Here is a 15,125-nt window from a genome sequence, read left to right on the forward strand (position 1 = left end):
GCGGAATGATCGCCCCGTTATAATGTACAGTTGCTCTTTTCAAAATGTTTCCGAAAGCTTCTTGCCCGAAAATCCTGACTGCGGGCACCCAATACATCCAGTTGCGTTGAGACCCATGGCCAAAAAGTTATTCATCAAAACCCACGGCTGCCAGATGAACGAATACGATTCATCTCGCATGGCTGATCTGTTAAAAGTCGGTGGAGCGGTTGAAATGACCGACAGCCCGGAAGACGCCGATATTCTATTGCTGAATACCTGCTCCATTCGTGAAAAAGCCCAGGAAAAGGTGTTTCACCAATTGGGTCGCTGGAAAAATCTGAAAAAGAACAAACCGGGGCTGATCATCGGCGTTGGCGGTTGTGTGGCCAGTCAGGAAGGCCAGGCGATTATTGACCGTGCGCCCTTTGTGGATATGGTCTTCGGCCCGCAAACCCTGCACCGTTTGCCAGACATGATTACCGAGGTACGGGCGAAGGGTAACGGCGTTGGCGTGGTCGATGTCAGCTTCCCGGAAATTGAAAAATTCGACAACCTGCCAGAACCCGGCGCCGATGGCCCGTCTGCATTTGTGTCGATTATGGAAGGCTGCAGCAAGTACTGCACATTCTGTGTGGTGCCCTACACCCGCGGCGAAGAAGTCAGCCGACCGGCGGACGATGTGATTGCGGAAGTGGCTCATCTGGCCTCACAGAACGTGCGCGAAATTAACCTTCTGGGCCAGAACGTGAACGCCTACCGTGGCGACACTCACGATGGCGATGTGATGGACTTGGCGGAGCTGATCACGCTGATTGCTACCATTGATGGCATCGACCGCATTCGCTACACCACCTCACACCCGGTGGAATTCACCGATGCGTTGATTGATGTGTACGAGCAGGTACCAGAACTGGTTAGCCACCTGCACCTGCCGGTGCAAAGTGGCTCTGATCGCATACTCTCAGCCATGAAGCGCGGCCATACGGCGCTCGAGTACAAATCCAAACTTCGCCGCCTGCGCAAAATCCGACCGGACATCAGTTTTTCTTCGGACTTCATCATTGGTTTCCCCGGTGAAACCGAGAAAGATTTTGAAGACACTATGAAGCTGATCAACGACATTGGTTTCGATATGTCGTTCAGCTTCATTTACAGCGCACGTCCCGGCACTCCGGCGTCAGATTTGCCGGATGATACGGAGATGGCGGTGAAGAAGCAGCGTCTGAAGATTCTGCAGGATCGTATCAACCAGACGGTTATGGACATCAGCCGCAAGATGGTGGGCACCACACAGCGCATTTTGGTGACCGGTCTTTCCAAAAAGGATCCGGGCGAGTTTTCGGGGCGCACGGAGAACAACCGCATCGTCAATTTCCGCCATGAGAATTCAGCGGTTATCGGGCATTTTATAGATGTCGAGATTGTAGAGGCTTATTCGAATTCCTTGCGTGGTTTGCCGGTGGATTCTGAGCTGTATTGAGTTTCTTTTTATTCCCGACACTCACCTAAAACACCAAAAGCAGAAATACATACTCCCTAAAAGAACTAAGGGAGTAAAACGGAGAAAACTTGGACACCAACGATTCCAGACAATTTGATTTGTACCCGATTGATCAGCGCCGTTTAACAACCCTTTGTGGCCAGTTTGATGAAAATCTGAAACAGGTTGAGCGTCGCCTGCAGGTTTCGATCAGCCGCCGCGGGCATCACTTTCGCGTTCAGGGTGCGACCGAAAATGTGGCAGCCGCCACTGAGGTTGTGCGGCACATGTATCGAGAAACAGAAGCCACCGAGGATCTGACGCCAGACACCGTGCATCTGTATATTCGCGAAACCGGGTTTGAACGGTTGCCGGAAGAGGTACCGTTTGACGGTGCCGTAACCATTATCAAAACCCCGAAGCTAACCGCCAAACCTCGTGGTGCCAACCAGCAGCGATATGTGCACAATATTCGCACCCACGACATAAACTTTGGCATTGGGCCAGCGGGTACGGGTAAAACCTGGCTAGCAGTGGCCTGTGCGGTGGAAGCATTAAAAGACGAGCAAGTTAAACGCATTCTGCTGGTGCGCCCGGCGGTGGAAGCCGGTGAAAAACTGGGTTTCCTGCCCGGCGACCTGGCGCAGAAGGTCGACCCATATCTGCGCCCGCTGTACGACGCTCTCTACGAGATGCTGGGGTTTGAACACGTAACGCGTCTGATTGAAAAAAGCGTGATCGAGATTGCACCGCTGGCGTTTATGCGCGGGCGCACACTGAACAACTCGTTCATCATTCTGGACGAAAGCCAAAACACCACCCGCGAGCAGATGAAGATGTTCCTGACCCGCATCGGCTTTGGCTCTACCGCGGTAATTACCGGGGACACGACTCAGATTGACCTGCCCCGCGGCCAGAATTCAGGGTTAATTCACGCCGCCACGGTGCTGAATAACGTCGCCGGGATAAGTTTTATTCGTTTTGAATCCAAAGACGTGGTTCGCCACCCGCTGGTTCAGCGTATCGTTGAAGCTTACGGTGCTATTAACGATCGCAACGACGGCAACGAGCGGTGAACATCGTCACACTAGACTTACAGTTAGCCAGCGACGCGGCGAACATCCCGTCGGAAGACCAACTCCGGCAATGGTCGCAGCTGGCCTGGCAGGGCGATGAGCCAACCGAAGTGACCATTCGTATCGTTAATGAATCTGAAATGCAGGCCTTGAATTTACAGTACCGCGGAAAAGACAAACCGACGAACGTCTTGTCCTTTCCATTTGAAGCGCCCGCCGGTATAAACATCCCATTAGCGGGTGATCTGGTTATTTGTGCTCCAGTAGTTGCACAAGAAGCCCGGGAACAGTACAAAGACACTCACGCCCATTGGGCGCACATGGTTATTCATGGCATGCTGCATCTGCAGAGCTACGACCACATCGACGATAACGAGGCAGAGGAAATGGAAGGCCTCGAAATACGTCTGCTGGCGCAGATCGGCATTGCCAATCCTTACCACCACGCAGAGGTAACCGAAAAAGACTCATGAGCGATGATCACTCGAGTCGCAGCCAGGGAAGCAATAACAAGTCCTGGCTGGAGCGTATATCACAGGCCTTTTCCAGCGGGCCGGAATCTGTTGAAGACGTGCTGGAAATTCTGCGCGATGCCGAAGCCCAGGAAATAATCGACACAGATGCCATGAGCATCATCGAAGGTGCGATGCAGGTTCTGGAGATGCGTGTGGAAGAAATCATGATCCCCCGCTCGCAAATGATCACGGTGAAAGCCAATCAGGATCCCCGCGAGTTCCTCGGCGAAATCATCTCCTCCGCCCACAGCCGTTTCCCGGTGATTGGCGACAACCCCGATGATGTGATTGGCGTGCTGCTGGCCAAAGATCTGCTGCCCTTGGCGATGGATGGCGAGCTGGACTGGACTCATCTCCGCGAAATTCTGCGCCCGCCCAATTTTGTGCCCGAGAGCAAGCGTTTGAACCAGCTGCTTAAGGAGTTCAAGGAAAACCGTAACCACATGGCCATTGTGGTCGACGAGTACGGTGGCACCGCCGGACTGGTCACCATCGAGGACGTGCTGGAGCAAATTGTGGGCGAGATCGAAGACGAGCACGACTTCGACGAAGAAACCCATATCAAAGCCCACGGCGATGGTAGCTGGGCGGTGAAAGCAGTGACCCCTATTGATGACTTTAACGAAGCTTTCAGTGCCAGTTTTGACGAAGAAGAATTCGACACGATTGGCGGCCTGGTTCTCAAGGAATTCGGACACCTGCCAAGGCGCGGTGAAACGGTTGAATTCGGTGGCTTGCGTTTTACCATTGCCAACGCCGACAACCGTGTTATTCGCTTATTACAGGTTACCCGCAGTGAGTTGTAAGTGAATAACATTAGCAACCAACACCCCGCCAGCATTCCCTCTGCCGTCACCCGCTCCCTGTCAGCCAACCGCTGGCTAGGAGCCGTGCTGCTGTTGATTGCCGGCGGGCTGCAAACCCTGACCTTTGCGCCCTACTATTTATGGTGGCTGGGTCCTGTTTCCATAGTGCTGATTCTGTTGGTGTGCGTGCCCCTGGCGTCCAGCCAGCTGTTCCGCGCCGGTTGGCTTACCGGCTTTGGGCTATTCGCCAGCGGCGCCAGCTGGGTATACGTCAGCATCAGCCAGTACGGCAATACCAGTCAGTGGATCGCCATTGTGCTGACTGCGCTGTTTGTGGCTGGCCTGGCTCTGTTTCATGGCCTGGCGTTCTGGTTCTGGGGCAAGCTCGCGCGTTCCAGCGCGGTGCGCCGGCTGTTGCTATTCCCGGCTATATGGCTTTTGGGCGACTGGCTGCGAGGCTGGGTGCTCACAGGCTTTCCCTGGCTGTATCTGGGCACTGCACACACCGACGGGCCGCTGGCTGGATTGGCACCCTTGGGTGGAGTGCATCTGGTAACTCTCGCCATAATAACCACCGCCGTTGCCGCCTATGGCGCGCTCTGGCTGATACTACAAGCGCGGCACACTTTTGCTGCCACCGTGGTGGTCGCGGGGCTATTGCCCTGGTTAATCGCGCCAGCCCTGAATCGCACCGACTGGACGACCCTGGCACAAGAGCCCACATCGGTGGCTGCCATGCAGGGCAATATCCCCCAGCAGATCAAGTGGGATCCGGAGTTTCTGAAAGACCAGATTGTGGCGTATCTGGGCATGACCGAAGACCACTGGAACACCGACATCATTTTATGGCCGGAAACCGCCATTCCTATCCCCCAGGATAAAGCCGGCAAGATCATTGACCATATCAACGAACGTCTGGGCGAGAACAGCACACTGATTACCGGCATACCCTGGTACGGCTTCAGTGAGCGCTCGGAAGGCTTTACCTACCACAACAGCATTACCGCACTGGGCGCTGGCGAAGGCATTTATCACAAACAGAAACTGGTGCCATTTGGTGAGTACGTGCCACTGGAGAAATATTTGCGCGGGCTGATCGGTTTTTTTGATTTGCCCATGTCCAGCTTCACGCCAGGCCCGAAAAACCAATCCGCTCTGACTGCAAACGGGCTGCGGATAATGCCGTTTATCTGCTACGAAGTGGCCTATCCGGATTTTCTGGCGCGTAACGCGGTGAACACCGAACTGCTGCTGACCATCAGCAACGACGGCTGGTTTGGTGATTCCATCGGGCCGTTGCAGCACCTGCAACTGGCCCGAATGCGAGCCTTGGAAACCGGCCGTTACATGCTGCGCGGCACCAACAACGGCGTAACCGCGATTATCGACAACAAAGGCCAGATAACCGAACGCATTCCGCAGTTCGAACGCGCGGTTATGACCGGCGAGGTCTACCGCGCCAGCGGCAGCACGCCCTATATGATCACGTCATCCTGGCCGGTACTGACATTTGCGCTCATCCTGATCGTGTTTGTCCGTGAGCGGGTTATACCAAAGCTCTAGGGCAACAAATCAACTTTCCTTAATTGGCCAGCGACTGGTCACCCGCTCGTAATAGTGCGACCCGCAGGCCTCGCAGGGTTGCAGATGGCTGGTGGAAGTCAGGCACAGCATGTGCTCGCAGTTCAGACAGCGGAACATGCCGGCGGTAGCTACTTCACCGGAGATATACTGCCCGGCCTCGTGGCTTTCCAGCTTCTGGCGCAGTGCCAGTGTATCCACCATCGTCTGGTCAGCAACCGACAACAGGCGCTCGGTCAGCCGCTGCTCCAGCAGCGATAAATCCAGCTGCAGCCATTCCGCCAGGCCTTCTCCGGTCTCTCCCACAAAATTCAGCAGATGCTCCAGGTCCCGCTGCAGGTAAGCACCCAACAAGCTGAGCTCATCACGGGTCATCTCCTGCAGTTCCTGTTCGGCTTCGATCGCTTTGTCGATCTCCTCTTCCAGGGTTTCAATCGAGGTTTCCTGCACCGTACGCAAGCGGCTCTGCACCTGCTCAAGCATACGGTCGTAGGCCTCAAGGGCTTTTCCAGATAGCTGATTACGTTCGGGTTCGGTCATGGGTGTTTCCTTGTGGTTTTGCCAGCTTTGGGTGGCTGATCACTGGTTAATCTCATCATGGCACACATTGTTAAAGTTGGCGCGCCTCCCACAGTGACGGCAAGCGTTTGGGCGTATCGCCTTCTGGGACCTTGCGTAGCCATGGATGGCGAAGCAGAGCCTACAGGGACGTACTTGTGGCGTGTCCCAGGAGGCGATACGCCCAAACGCGACACCATCGTAACTACGGAGGACGCAAAACTCAGGCAGACTACCTGTTAACGCCTGTGTGCGTTAGAATAACCGCCCGCTGCGAACATCATATTGATACAGGGTAACTTTGGTAATGGCAGGTATGGACGAGCAATACAATCCCCGTGACGTAGAACAGACCGCCCGCGATTTCTGGGCCGATAACAACACGTTTACGGTGAAGGAAGAACCGGGCAAGCCAAAGTACTACTGCCTGTCCATGTTCCCCTACCCCAGCGGCAAGCTGCACATGGGCCACGTTCGCAACTACACCATCGGCGACGTAATCTCCCGCTACCAGCGCATGCTGGGAAAAAACGTAATGCAGCCTATGGGCTGGGACGCGTTTGGCCTGCCTGCGGAAAACGCCGCCATTGCCAATAAAACTGCGCCCGCCAAGTGGACTTATTCCAATATTGAATACATGAAAAACCAGCTCAAACAGCTGGGGTTCGGCTACGACTGGAGCCGCGAGCTGGCCACCTGCAAGCCGGATTACTACCGCTGGGAACAGTGGTTCTTTGCCCGCCTGTATGAAAAAGGTTTGGTGTACAAAAAGATGTCCACCGTGAACTGGGACCCGGTCGACCAGACCGTTCTGGCTAACGAGCAAGTTGTTGATGGTCGCGGCTGGCGCTCCGGCGCGCTGGTGGAAAAGAAAGCCATACCCCAGTGGTTTATCCGCATTACCGATTATGCCGAACAACTGTTGAACGACATGGACGATATGGATGGCTGGCCGGAACAGGTCAAGACCATGCAGCGTAACTGGATTGGCAAATCCGTGGGTACCGAACTCACCTTCCCGCTGAAAAACAGCGAAGACGGTCTGACGGTTTATACCACCCGCCCGGACACCCTGATGGGCGTCACCTACATGGCGATCGCCGCCGAACACCCATTAGCCAAAGCTTCTGCCGAGCGCCATCCAGACGTTGCCCGCTTTGTAGATGAGTGCCGCAACAGCAAAACCGCGGAAGCCGACATGGCGACCATGGAGAAAAAAGGCATTGATACCGGTTTCAAGGTCGTGCACCCGCTGACCCAGGAAGACATTCCGGTATGGATCGCCAACTTTGTACTGACCGACTACGGCACCGGCGCCCTGATGGCCGTTCCCGGCCACGATGAGCGCGACCACGAATTTGCCTTGAAGTACCGCCTGCCGATCAAACAGGTAATCTCCGCCAACGACAAACCTGATATGGACGTGCAAGAAAAAGCCTTCACTGAAAAAGGCGTTCTGGTGTCGTCTGGCAAATACAGTGGCATGACCAGCGATGAAGCCTTCGAGGCCATCGCCGACCATCTGGAACACACGGGTATTGGCAAACGCACCATAAACTATCGCCTGCGCGACTGGGGCGTATCGCGCCAGCGCTACTGGGGCGCGCCGATTCCGATGATGACCCTGGAAGACGGTACCCAACGCCCGGTTCCAGACGACCAGCTTCCGGTATTGTTGCCCGAAGACGTCGAAATGACCGGCGTACAGTCCCCGATTAAAGCGGACCCAGAGTGGGCCAAAACCACTTTTGAGGGCCAACCTGCCACCCGCGAAACCGACACCTTTGACACGTTCATGGAGTCGTCCTGGTACTACGCCCGCTTCTGCAGCCCCAACTACGACAAAGGCATGCTAGACCCGGCCGCCGCCAACTACTGGCTGCCGGTAGACCAGTACATTGGCGGCATTGAACACGCCATACTGCACCTGCTGTACGCCCGTTTCTTCCACAAGCTGCTGCGCGACGTGGGCCTGGTCACCAGCTCCGAGCCGTTCAAGCAACTGCTGACCCAGGGCATGGTGCTGGCAGAAACCTATTCCCGCGAAAACGCCAAAGGCGGCACCGTCTGGATTCCACCCACCGACGTGATCGCCGAACGCGATGACAAAGGCCAGGTGACCGGCTACGTACATAAAGACGACGACCAGCCGGTGCAGGCTGGTGGCGTTACCAAGATGTCAAAGTCAAAAAACAACGGCATTGACCCGCAATCGATCATCGACGCCCAAGGCGCCGATACCGTGCGCCTGTTTATGATGTTTGCGGCGCCCCCCGAGCAGTCTCTGGAGTGGTCAGACAGCGGTGTTGAAGGCGCCCACCGTTTTCTTAAGCGCCTGTGGCGCCTGGTGAATGAGCAAGTTACCAGCGCCGACACAGTGCCTGCTATAGACGTTCCGGCGCTGAATGATGGCCAGAAGAACCTGCGCCGCAAAACTCACGAAACCATTGCCAAGGTCAGTGACGACATCAGCCGCCGGCTGACTTTCAATACCGCCATTGCCGCGGTGATGGAGCTGCTGAACGAAGTCAGCAAGCTCAACGACAGCGAACCCCAGACCCGCGCCGTACGCCAGGAAGCCCTGGAAACCGCAGTGATGATGCTGTCGCCGATTGTGCCCCACGTCTGCCACAGCCTGTGGCAATCGCTGGGCCACAACGAGCCGGTGGTCGATGCACGCTGGCCGGTGGCAGACGAAAGCGCCATGGTGCGCAGTGAAATCCAGATTGTGCTGCAGGTGAATGGTAAAGTGCGTTCCAAGGTAGATGTGCCGGCAGACATCAGCAAAGCCGACCTGGAAAAGCTGGCCCTGCAAAACGACAACGTGGTGCGCTTCACCGAAGGCAATACCGTGCGCAAGGTGATTGTTGTGCCCGGCAAACTGGTTAACGTGGTGGCAAACTGATATGACCCAACGGCAGCCTGCATCACAACGAACACCCGCCTTGGCGCGCAGCGCTCTTCTAACCCTTGGCCTGCTGGCAACGGCCAGCGGTTGCGGTTTTCAGCTTCGCGGTGCGGCGCCGGTTTCTGCTGCACTACAACCACTGGCTTTGCAGTGCGCCAGTGATGTGCCCATAGACCTGTGTCAGTCGGTTCGTCAACAGCTGACTCTGGGCGACGTGGATGTTCGTGAAGCCGACGCCGCCGATTATGTACTTGCGATCGGCCAGTACACCGAAGACCGCCGCGCCAGTGCCATTACGATTAACGCAGGTGCGGCCGAATACACCCTGCGCCAGTCGGTCAGCATCAACCTGATCAGTCGCGATAAGGTGCCCTTGATTGCAGACACCCGCCTGAATGCCAGCGAAAGCTATCGTTATGATGAAACCAACGTGCTGGCCAAGCAGCGGGAAGAACAGACTTTGCAAAAACAGCTGCAAGAGAGACTGGCCCAGCAAATTATTTTCCGTCTGGCACCCCTGACCCAAGCGCGTATTGATGCCCTTCGCGAACAATATCAGGATGCTACCGGCAACTCTGTGGAAAGCCCCGAAGCGGGAACAGAACCGGCGGCCAAGGCGCCTATTCCAGCCCCATGAAAACCACACCGGCGCAACTGCCCCAAAGCCTCAAGAAAGGCCTGGCGCCGGTGTACCTGGTATCCGGTGACGAGCCCCTTCTGGTGCAGGAATGCTGCGACCAGATCCGTAAAGTCGCCCGCGATCAGGGCTTTGCCGACCGGTTAACCTTTCACGCCGACAACCATTTTGACTGGAACATCGTGGCCGATGAATTCAGCACCATGTCGCTGTTCGCCGAAAAACGCCGCATCGAAGTGCACTTACCAACAGGTAAGCTAGGTGACGGCCGCGCCGTGATGGAACGGATACTGGCGCAACCTGCCGACGACATTGTGTTGCTACTGATCAGCGCTCGCCTGGATGCGGCTGAAACCCGCCGTAAATGGTACAAAGACCTTCAAGGCAAAGGCCTGCACGTGCCGGTCTGGCCGGTAGACGCTGACAAGTTTCCCGGCTGGTTACAACAGCGCGCCGCCAGTCGCGGTCTGACTCTAACCCGCGACGCTCTGGCAACACTGGCGGAGCGGCTGGAAGGCAATCTGCTGGCCGCCAGCCAGGAACTGGAGCGCCTGGCGCTATTCAGCAAGGGCGCCACCATTGACGAAGGCCTGGTGGAACAAGCTGTGCAGGACAGCTCGCGTTTTAGCGGCTTTGAACTGGTCAGCGAACTGCTGACGGGAAATGCGTCGCACGCCTGCAAAATGATCGGCATATTACAGCAGGAAGGCGAAAACCCGCTTGGCTTGCTCACCGTGCTGGCGCGGGACATTCATCTGCTGCTGGAACTGAGAGCCCCCGGACAAAACACCGCGCCTGCTGTTTTTTTCAAAAAACGCGGAGTCTTCCAGCCACAGCGGGCAAAGGCCCTGGAGCAGGCGGCAAAGCGCCTCAACCGTTCACAACTGAATAACGCCATTCACCTGTGCAGCGAAGTGGACCGCGCCGCCAAAGGCTTCGATCCACTAGGCCCCTGGCACTATTTAAGAGACATGTCCGCGTTGCTTGCCAGCAGATCCTGACGTAGATCAAATCGGCTCTATACAGGCTCGCGGCAGTGCATCAGACGCTTGAAACTTCCCACCATCCGGCGCATTGTTTAGTCATCATCAATGCAAGGAGGAGTGAAATATGGGACTTCAGGAAGAACTAAAAACGCTGCCGGAAAAAATCAGACAATACCGCGACGAAGCACGCGTACAGCTCCATCTGGCACGTCAAGATGTCAAAGACGAGTTTGATAATCTGGAACAGGAGTGGGACCGATTCAAAGGCAAGTTTGATCACGCACTGGATGACGCCACCGGGGTTTCCACCGAAGCGCTGTTAACGGTGCAGATTATGGGTGAAGATCTGAAGAAGGGATATCAGAACATTCGCGACAAGATCAAGTGACACTTAACAGAGTCTAACCGTCGGATAATCCAAAAAAAGCAGGCTCGAGAGCCTGCTTTTTTCGTTCAACGTCGATAAAAACTGATCAGAACTCTTCAGCCGTTAACGCCATCATCGAATCACTGCCACTGCGAATGCCTTCCGCCAGCGACACGGTCTTTGGCAACAGGCGATCATAGTAGAAGCGCGCCGTTTTCAGCTTGCCGGTATAAAAACCAGAGGTGTCACCCTCGGCTTTCGCGGCGGCCGCCTTCATCATGCGGGCCCACATATAAGCCAGCGCAGTCAGGCCAAACAAGTCCAGATAATCCACCGAGGCCGCGCCTACAGCATCAGGGGTTTCTGATGCCTGATTGATCACGTGCTCGGTTACGTCTGACAGGCGTTCAAGAGCTGCTGCCAATGGCTCCAGATACGGACGCAGGCTTTGTTCATCGCTGTTTTCCTCAATGAACGCCGCTACGTCCTGGGCGAACAGTTCGTAAAGCTTGCCCTGGCTGCCCACAACCTTTCGGCCCATCAGGTCCAGCGCCTGTATACCGTTGGTGCCTTCGTAAATCTGGGTAATGCGACAATCGCGTACTAACTGCTCCTGGCCCCATTCGCGGATAAAGCCATGGCCACCCAATACCTGTTGGCCAATAATGCAGACGTCCAGGCCACGGTCGGTCAGAAAAGCCTTGGCCACCGGAGTCAGCAACGACACCATGCCATCAGCGTGGGTACGACGCTCCTGCTCGCTGTCGTCGGCGTATTTGGCGATATCCAGCCACTGCGCGACGTAGGTAGAGAAAGCACGACCGCCTTCCACATAGCCTTTCATGGTCAGCAGCATGCGGCGAACGTCCGGGTGCACCAGAATCGGGTCAGCGGCTTTTTCTGGCTGCTGTGTTCCAGTGGACGCGCGGCTTTGAATACGGTCTTTGGCGTATTCACGGGCACTCTGCAGTGACGCTTCAGCCGCGCCCAAACCCTGCACTCCAACGCCCAGGCGCTCATAGTTCATCATGGTGAACATGGCGTTCAGGCCTTTATTTTCTTCCCCTACCAGCCAGCCTTTGGCGGCATCGTAGTTCATCACGCACGTAGCTGAACCTTTGATACCCATTTTCTTTTCGATGGAGCCACAGGTTACCGGGTTGCGATCGCCCAGGGAGCCGTCGTCTTTCACAAGAAACTTTGGCACCAGGAACATGGAAATGCCCTTGGGGCCTTTAGGTGCACCCGGAAGCTTGGCCAGCACCAGGTGAACAATGTTCTCCGCCATGTCGTGCTCGCCCCAAGTAATGAATATCTTGGTGCCGGTGACGGCGAAGGAGCCGTCATCGTTGGGCTCGGCTTTGGTGCGGATAATGCCCAGATCGGTGCCGGCGTGGGGCTCGGTCAAATCCATCGCGCCACTCCAAACACCGGAGTACAGTTTCGGCAAATACGTTTCTTTCAGTTCATCGCTGCCGTGAGCATCGAGCGCCAGGCAGGCACCGGCGGTGAGCATAGGCGCCAGACCGAACGCCATGTTGGCGCCCTGCAGCATTTCGTCAAACTGGGACACCAGAGTTTTTGGCATGCCCATGCCACCCTGTTCCGGGTTGCCACCCAGAGCATTCCAGCCGCCGTCCACGATGGTCTGGTAGGCTTCTTTGAAACCTTCCGGGCTAGTGACACCCTCGGCCGTCCATTTGCAGCCCTGCTCATCGCCTTCGAGGTTCAACGGCGCCAGCACGCCACTGGTGATTTTACCGGCTTCTTCCAAAATGGCATCGGCGGTGTCCGGGTCTACGTTTTCTGCCACTTTTGGCAGCGACGCCCACAGTGCGGGGACATCGAACACTTCATTCAAAACAAAACGCATTTCACGTAAGGGTGCCTGATAATCGGCCATTAACACTCTCCAACATTCAGTAACAGTCTGTCTGGTCAGGACGCGATCCGGTAGAAAAAAGCCGGTGCCCCTGTCTGTACGTGTGTCCGCGATTATTATTTTTTTACTGCGCAGAGTTTACCGCAATCCCGTCACTAACTCATGAAAAAAGGCCGGTCCCAGATCGAGACGGGCCTTTTACGGCGTTAGCGATGAATCAAACGCCTCAGCGTTAGATGATAAACGCCTCTTCCGGCATATCCAGCAGGGTGTCAGCCCCCGCCAGCATGGTTACTGCATGGGCCCTGGTGCGCGGCAGCATGCGGGTGAAGTAGAAGCGTGCAGTCTGCAACTTGGCGTTGTAAAACAACTCTTCAGTGCTGCCTTCTGCCAACTTGTCCTGAGCAACTTTTGCCATCTGCGCCCATAGATACGCAAATACCGCGTAACCGGAGTACATCAGGTAGTCCACAGACGCGGCGCCAATCTCTTCGCGGTTTTTCATGGCGCTCATGCCCAGCTTCATGGTCAGCTCGCCCCATTCTTTGTTGATCGCGGCTAACGGTTCAACAAACGGCTTCATTTGTTCGTTGTCGGTATTTTCCTTGCAGAAAGTGTGCACCAGCTTAGTAAAGCCTTTCAACGATTCGCCTTGGGTCATCAGTACCTTACGACCCAACAGGTCCAGCGCCTGAATGCCGGTGGTGCCTTCATAGATCATGCCGATACGGGCGTCACGCACGTTCTGCTCCATGCCCCACTCGGAAACATAGCCGTGGCCACCGAATACCTGCATTCCCAGGCTGGCTGATTCGTATCCGATTTCGGTCAGGAACGCTTTGGCAATGGGCGTCAAAAAGCCCAGCAGTTCGTCAGCGGCCTTGCGCTCTTCTTCGGTTTTACCACGCTGAACAATGTCGGCTTTCTGCGCAGTCAGGTAAATCAGCGCACGGGCGCCTTCGGCGATGGCTTTCTGGGTCAGCAGCATGCGGCGAACATCCGGATGCACAATGATCGGGTCGGCATAACTGTCCGGATTTTTTACACCACTTAACGCACGCATGGCCAGGCGGTCTTTGGCGTAGGCCACTGAACCCTGAAGACCCAGCTCTGCCGCACCCAGGCCCTGAATAGCGGTGCCGATGCGTGCCACATTCATAAAGGTGAACATGGCGTTCAAACCTTTGTTTTCCGGACCAATCAACCAACCTTTAGCGCCGTCAAAGTTCATCACGCAGGTGGCGTTCGCGTGGATGCCCATTTTGTGTTCAATAGAACCGCAAGACAGCGCATTGCGCTCGCCAGCTGAACCGTCCTGCGCGGGCAGGCACTTGGGCACCACAAACAGGGAAATACCCTTGGTGCCTTCCGGTGCGCCAGGCAAACGGGCCAGCACAATGTGAACGATGTTGTCGGTCAGGTCATGCTCGCCTGCCGAAATAAAGATCTTGGTGCCGGTGATGCTGTACGAGCCGTCCATATTGGGTTCGGCTTTGGTGCGCAGGGTTCCCAGGTCCGACCCACAGTGTGCTTCGGTCAGGCACATGGTCCCAGTCCACTCGCCGCTGACCATCTTGGTCAGGTACGTCTGCTTCTGCTCTTCCGTACCGTGTTCTTCCAGAGTGTTGATAGCGCCGTGGCTCAAACCCGGGTACATGCCCCAAGACCAGTTGGCGGTGCCGTTCATTTCGCTCATCACGATACCCAGGGAGCTAGGCAAGCCCTGCCCACCGTGATTAGGGTCAGCCGCCAATGACGGCCAGCCGCCCTCAACAAACTTGCTGTAGGCTTCTTTGAAACCGGCCGGTGTTTTAACGCCGCTTTCACTCCAGGTACAACCTTCACGGTCGCCGCTCTGGTTCAATGGCGACAGTACCTGTTCTGCAAATTTTGCACCTTCCTGAATGATCGCATCGATCATATCCGGCGTTGCGTCCTCAGCGCCTTCCAGATTGGCGTAGTGGCTGTCGCTGTTCAGCAGCTCACTCATTACAAATTTGATGTCGCGCAGGGGTGCTTTGTAGTCAGGCATGTAATCGACCTCGGTTTTCAGTGATGGCCGCCTTAAATCGTGGCAGCTGGTAACTCGATGCAACCGAACGGATTCCGGTAATGTGCTTCGAGCTTATTTAAACGCTTGTTTGAAACATACGTTTCGAGGTGCAGAATTGTCAAGAGTCGTGCCAAAAATAAATTGCTCTGCGTCAACTCCCTCCCACGTGAATCCGGCATCCGCAGCCATCGAAAACGTGAAATTAGCGCTTACCATTAGTTTGCTAAGATTAAGGTACGGCGAGTCGCACAAAAGGGTTTAACGGGTGTCATACGAAGGCGGAAAATAAAGAAA

At 55.6% G+C, this 15,125-nt stretch carries 12 protein-coding genes; 9 read left to right on the top strand and 3 right to left on the bottom strand.

The window, feature by feature from the left end; translation table 11 throughout:
• The first annotated feature begins 115 nt into the window (after positions 1 to 115).
• From miaB to lnt, 5 genes are all read left to right on the top strand, one after another.
• Positions 116 to 1,462: a tRNA (N6-isopentenyl adenosine(37)-C2)-methylthiotransferase MiaB gene (miaB, locus tag A3OI_RS0100415; protein WP_018402388.1), complete on the top strand. Its 1,347-nt coding sequence runs from the start codon at positions 116 to 118 to the stop codon at positions 1,460 to 1,462.
• A gap of 89 nt (positions 1,463 to 1,551) precedes the next feature.
• The gene (locus A3OI_RS0100420; protein WP_018402389.1) at positions 1,552 to 2,538 is read left to right on the top strand and encodes a PhoH family protein; all 987 of its coding nucleotides are present in this window, start codon (positions 1,552 to 1,554) and stop codon (positions 2,536 to 2,538) included.
• Positions 2,535 to 3,011, top strand: a complete 477-nt coding sequence (gene ybeY / locus A3OI_RS0100425) for an rRNA maturation RNase YbeY (protein WP_018402390.1) — start codon at positions 2,535 to 2,537, stop codon at positions 3,009 to 3,011. The genes A3OI_RS0100420 and ybeY overlap by 4 nt, the downstream gene beginning before the upstream one ends.
• Positions 3,008 to 3,859: an HlyC/CorC family transporter gene (locus A3OI_RS0100430; protein WP_018402391.1), complete on the top strand. Its 852-nt coding sequence runs from the start codon at positions 3,008 to 3,010 to the stop codon at positions 3,857 to 3,859. The genes ybeY and A3OI_RS0100430 overlap by 4 nt, the downstream gene beginning before the upstream one ends.
• Entirely contained in the window at positions 3,860 to 5,422 is a 1,563-nt protein-coding gene (lnt, locus tag A3OI_RS0100435) for an apolipoprotein N-acyltransferase (protein WP_018402392.1), read from the top strand.
• Between the two features lie 9 nt (positions 5,423 to 5,431).
• Here lnt and A3OI_RS0100440 read toward each other — a convergent pair whose 3' ends face one another.
• Positions 5,432 to 5,980 (bottom strand): zinc ribbon-containing protein, encoded by a 549-nt coding sequence (locus A3OI_RS0100440; protein ID WP_018402393.1) that lies wholly within the window; start codon positions 5,978 to 5,980, stop codon positions 5,432 to 5,434.
• 334 nt (positions 5,981 to 6,314) lie between these two features.
• Here A3OI_RS0100440 and leuS point away from each other — a divergent pair, with 334 nt between their 5' ends.
• From leuS to A3OI_RS0100460, 4 genes are all read left to right on the top strand, one after another.
• Positions 6,315 to 8,903 carry a leucine--tRNA ligase gene (leuS, locus tag A3OI_RS0100445; protein WP_026223916.1) on the top strand — a complete coding sequence of 863 codons (2,589 nt, stop codon included), beginning with the start codon at positions 6,315 to 6,317 and terminating at the stop codon, positions 8,901 to 8,903.
• Between the two features lies 1 nt (position 8,904).
• Positions 8,905 to 9,543 carry an LPS-assembly lipoprotein LptE gene (locus A3OI_RS0100450; protein ID WP_018402395.1) on the top strand — a complete coding sequence of 213 codons (639 nt, stop codon included), beginning with the start codon at positions 8,905 to 8,907 and terminating at the stop codon, positions 9,541 to 9,543.
• Entirely contained in the window at positions 9,540 to 10,544 is a 1,005-nt protein-coding gene (gene holA / locus A3OI_RS0100455; protein WP_018402396.1) for a DNA polymerase III subunit delta, read from the top strand. The genes A3OI_RS0100450 and holA overlap by 4 nt, the downstream gene beginning before the upstream one ends.
• A 109-nt stretch (positions 10,545 to 10,653) precedes the next feature.
• Positions 10,654 to 10,917, top strand: coding sequence for a hypothetical protein (locus A3OI_RS0100460; RefSeq protein WP_018402397.1), 264 nt, complete (start codon positions 10,654 to 10,656; stop codon positions 10,915 to 10,917).
• 85 nt (positions 10,918 to 11,002) lie between these two features.
• On the opposite strand, the gene A3OI_RS0100465 is transcribed toward A3OI_RS0100460, so the two are convergent.
• Both A3OI_RS0100465 and A3OI_RS0100470 read right to left on the bottom strand, forming a co-directional pair.
• Positions 11,003 to 12,799: an acyl-CoA dehydrogenase C-terminal domain-containing protein gene (locus tag A3OI_RS0100465; RefSeq protein WP_018402398.1), complete on the bottom strand. Its 1,797-nt coding sequence runs from the start codon at positions 12,797 to 12,799 to the stop codon at positions 11,003 to 11,005.
• A gap of 211 nt (positions 12,800 to 13,010) precedes the next feature.
• A complete protein-coding gene (locus tag A3OI_RS0100470; RefSeq protein ID WP_018402399.1) occupies positions 13,011 to 14,810 on the bottom strand; it encodes an acyl-CoA dehydrogenase C-terminal domain-containing protein in 1,800 nt (599 codons plus the stop codon).
• Positions 14,811 to 15,125: the final 315 nt, after the last annotated feature.

Source organism: Marinobacter gelidimuriae, from assembly GCF_000372805.1.
Lineage (GTDB): Bacteria > Pseudomonadota > Gammaproteobacteria > Pseudomonadales > Oleiphilaceae > Marinobacter > Marinobacter gelidimuriae.

Bases quoted from the DNA above. Each gene is read 5' to 3' on its own strand.
- miaB (WP_018402388.1), top strand. From the start codon at position 116: ATGGCCAAAAAGTTATTCATCAAAACCCACGGCTGCCAGATGAACGAA.
- A3OI_RS0100430 (WP_018402391.1), top strand. From the start codon at position 3,008: ATGAGCGATGATCACTCGAGTCGCAGCCAGGGAAGCAATAACAAGTCC.
- A3OI_RS0100440 (WP_018402393.1), bottom strand. From the start codon at position 5,980: ATGACCGAACCCGAACGTAATCAGCTATCTGGAAAAGCCCTTGAGGCC.
- leuS (WP_026223916.1), top strand. From the start codon at position 6,315: ATGGACGAGCAATACAATCCCCGTGACGTAGAACAGACCGCCCGCGAT.
- A3OI_RS0100450 (WP_018402395.1), top strand. From the start codon at position 8,905: ATGACCCAACGGCAGCCTGCATCACAACGAACACCCGCCTTGGCGCGC.
- holA (WP_018402396.1), top strand. From the start codon at position 9,540: ATGAAAACCACACCGGCGCAACTGCCCCAAAGCCTCAAGAAAGGCCTG.
- A3OI_RS0100460 (WP_018402397.1), top strand. From the start codon at position 10,654: ATGGGACTTCAGGAAGAACTAAAAACGCTGCCGGAAAAAATCAGACAA.
- A3OI_RS0100465 (WP_018402398.1), bottom strand. From the start codon at position 12,799: ATGGCCGATTATCAGGCACCCTTACGTGAAATGCGTTTTGTTTTGAAT.
- A3OI_RS0100470 (WP_018402399.1), bottom strand. From the start codon at position 14,810: ATGCCTGACTACAAAGCACCCCTGCGCGACATCAAATTTGTAATGAGT.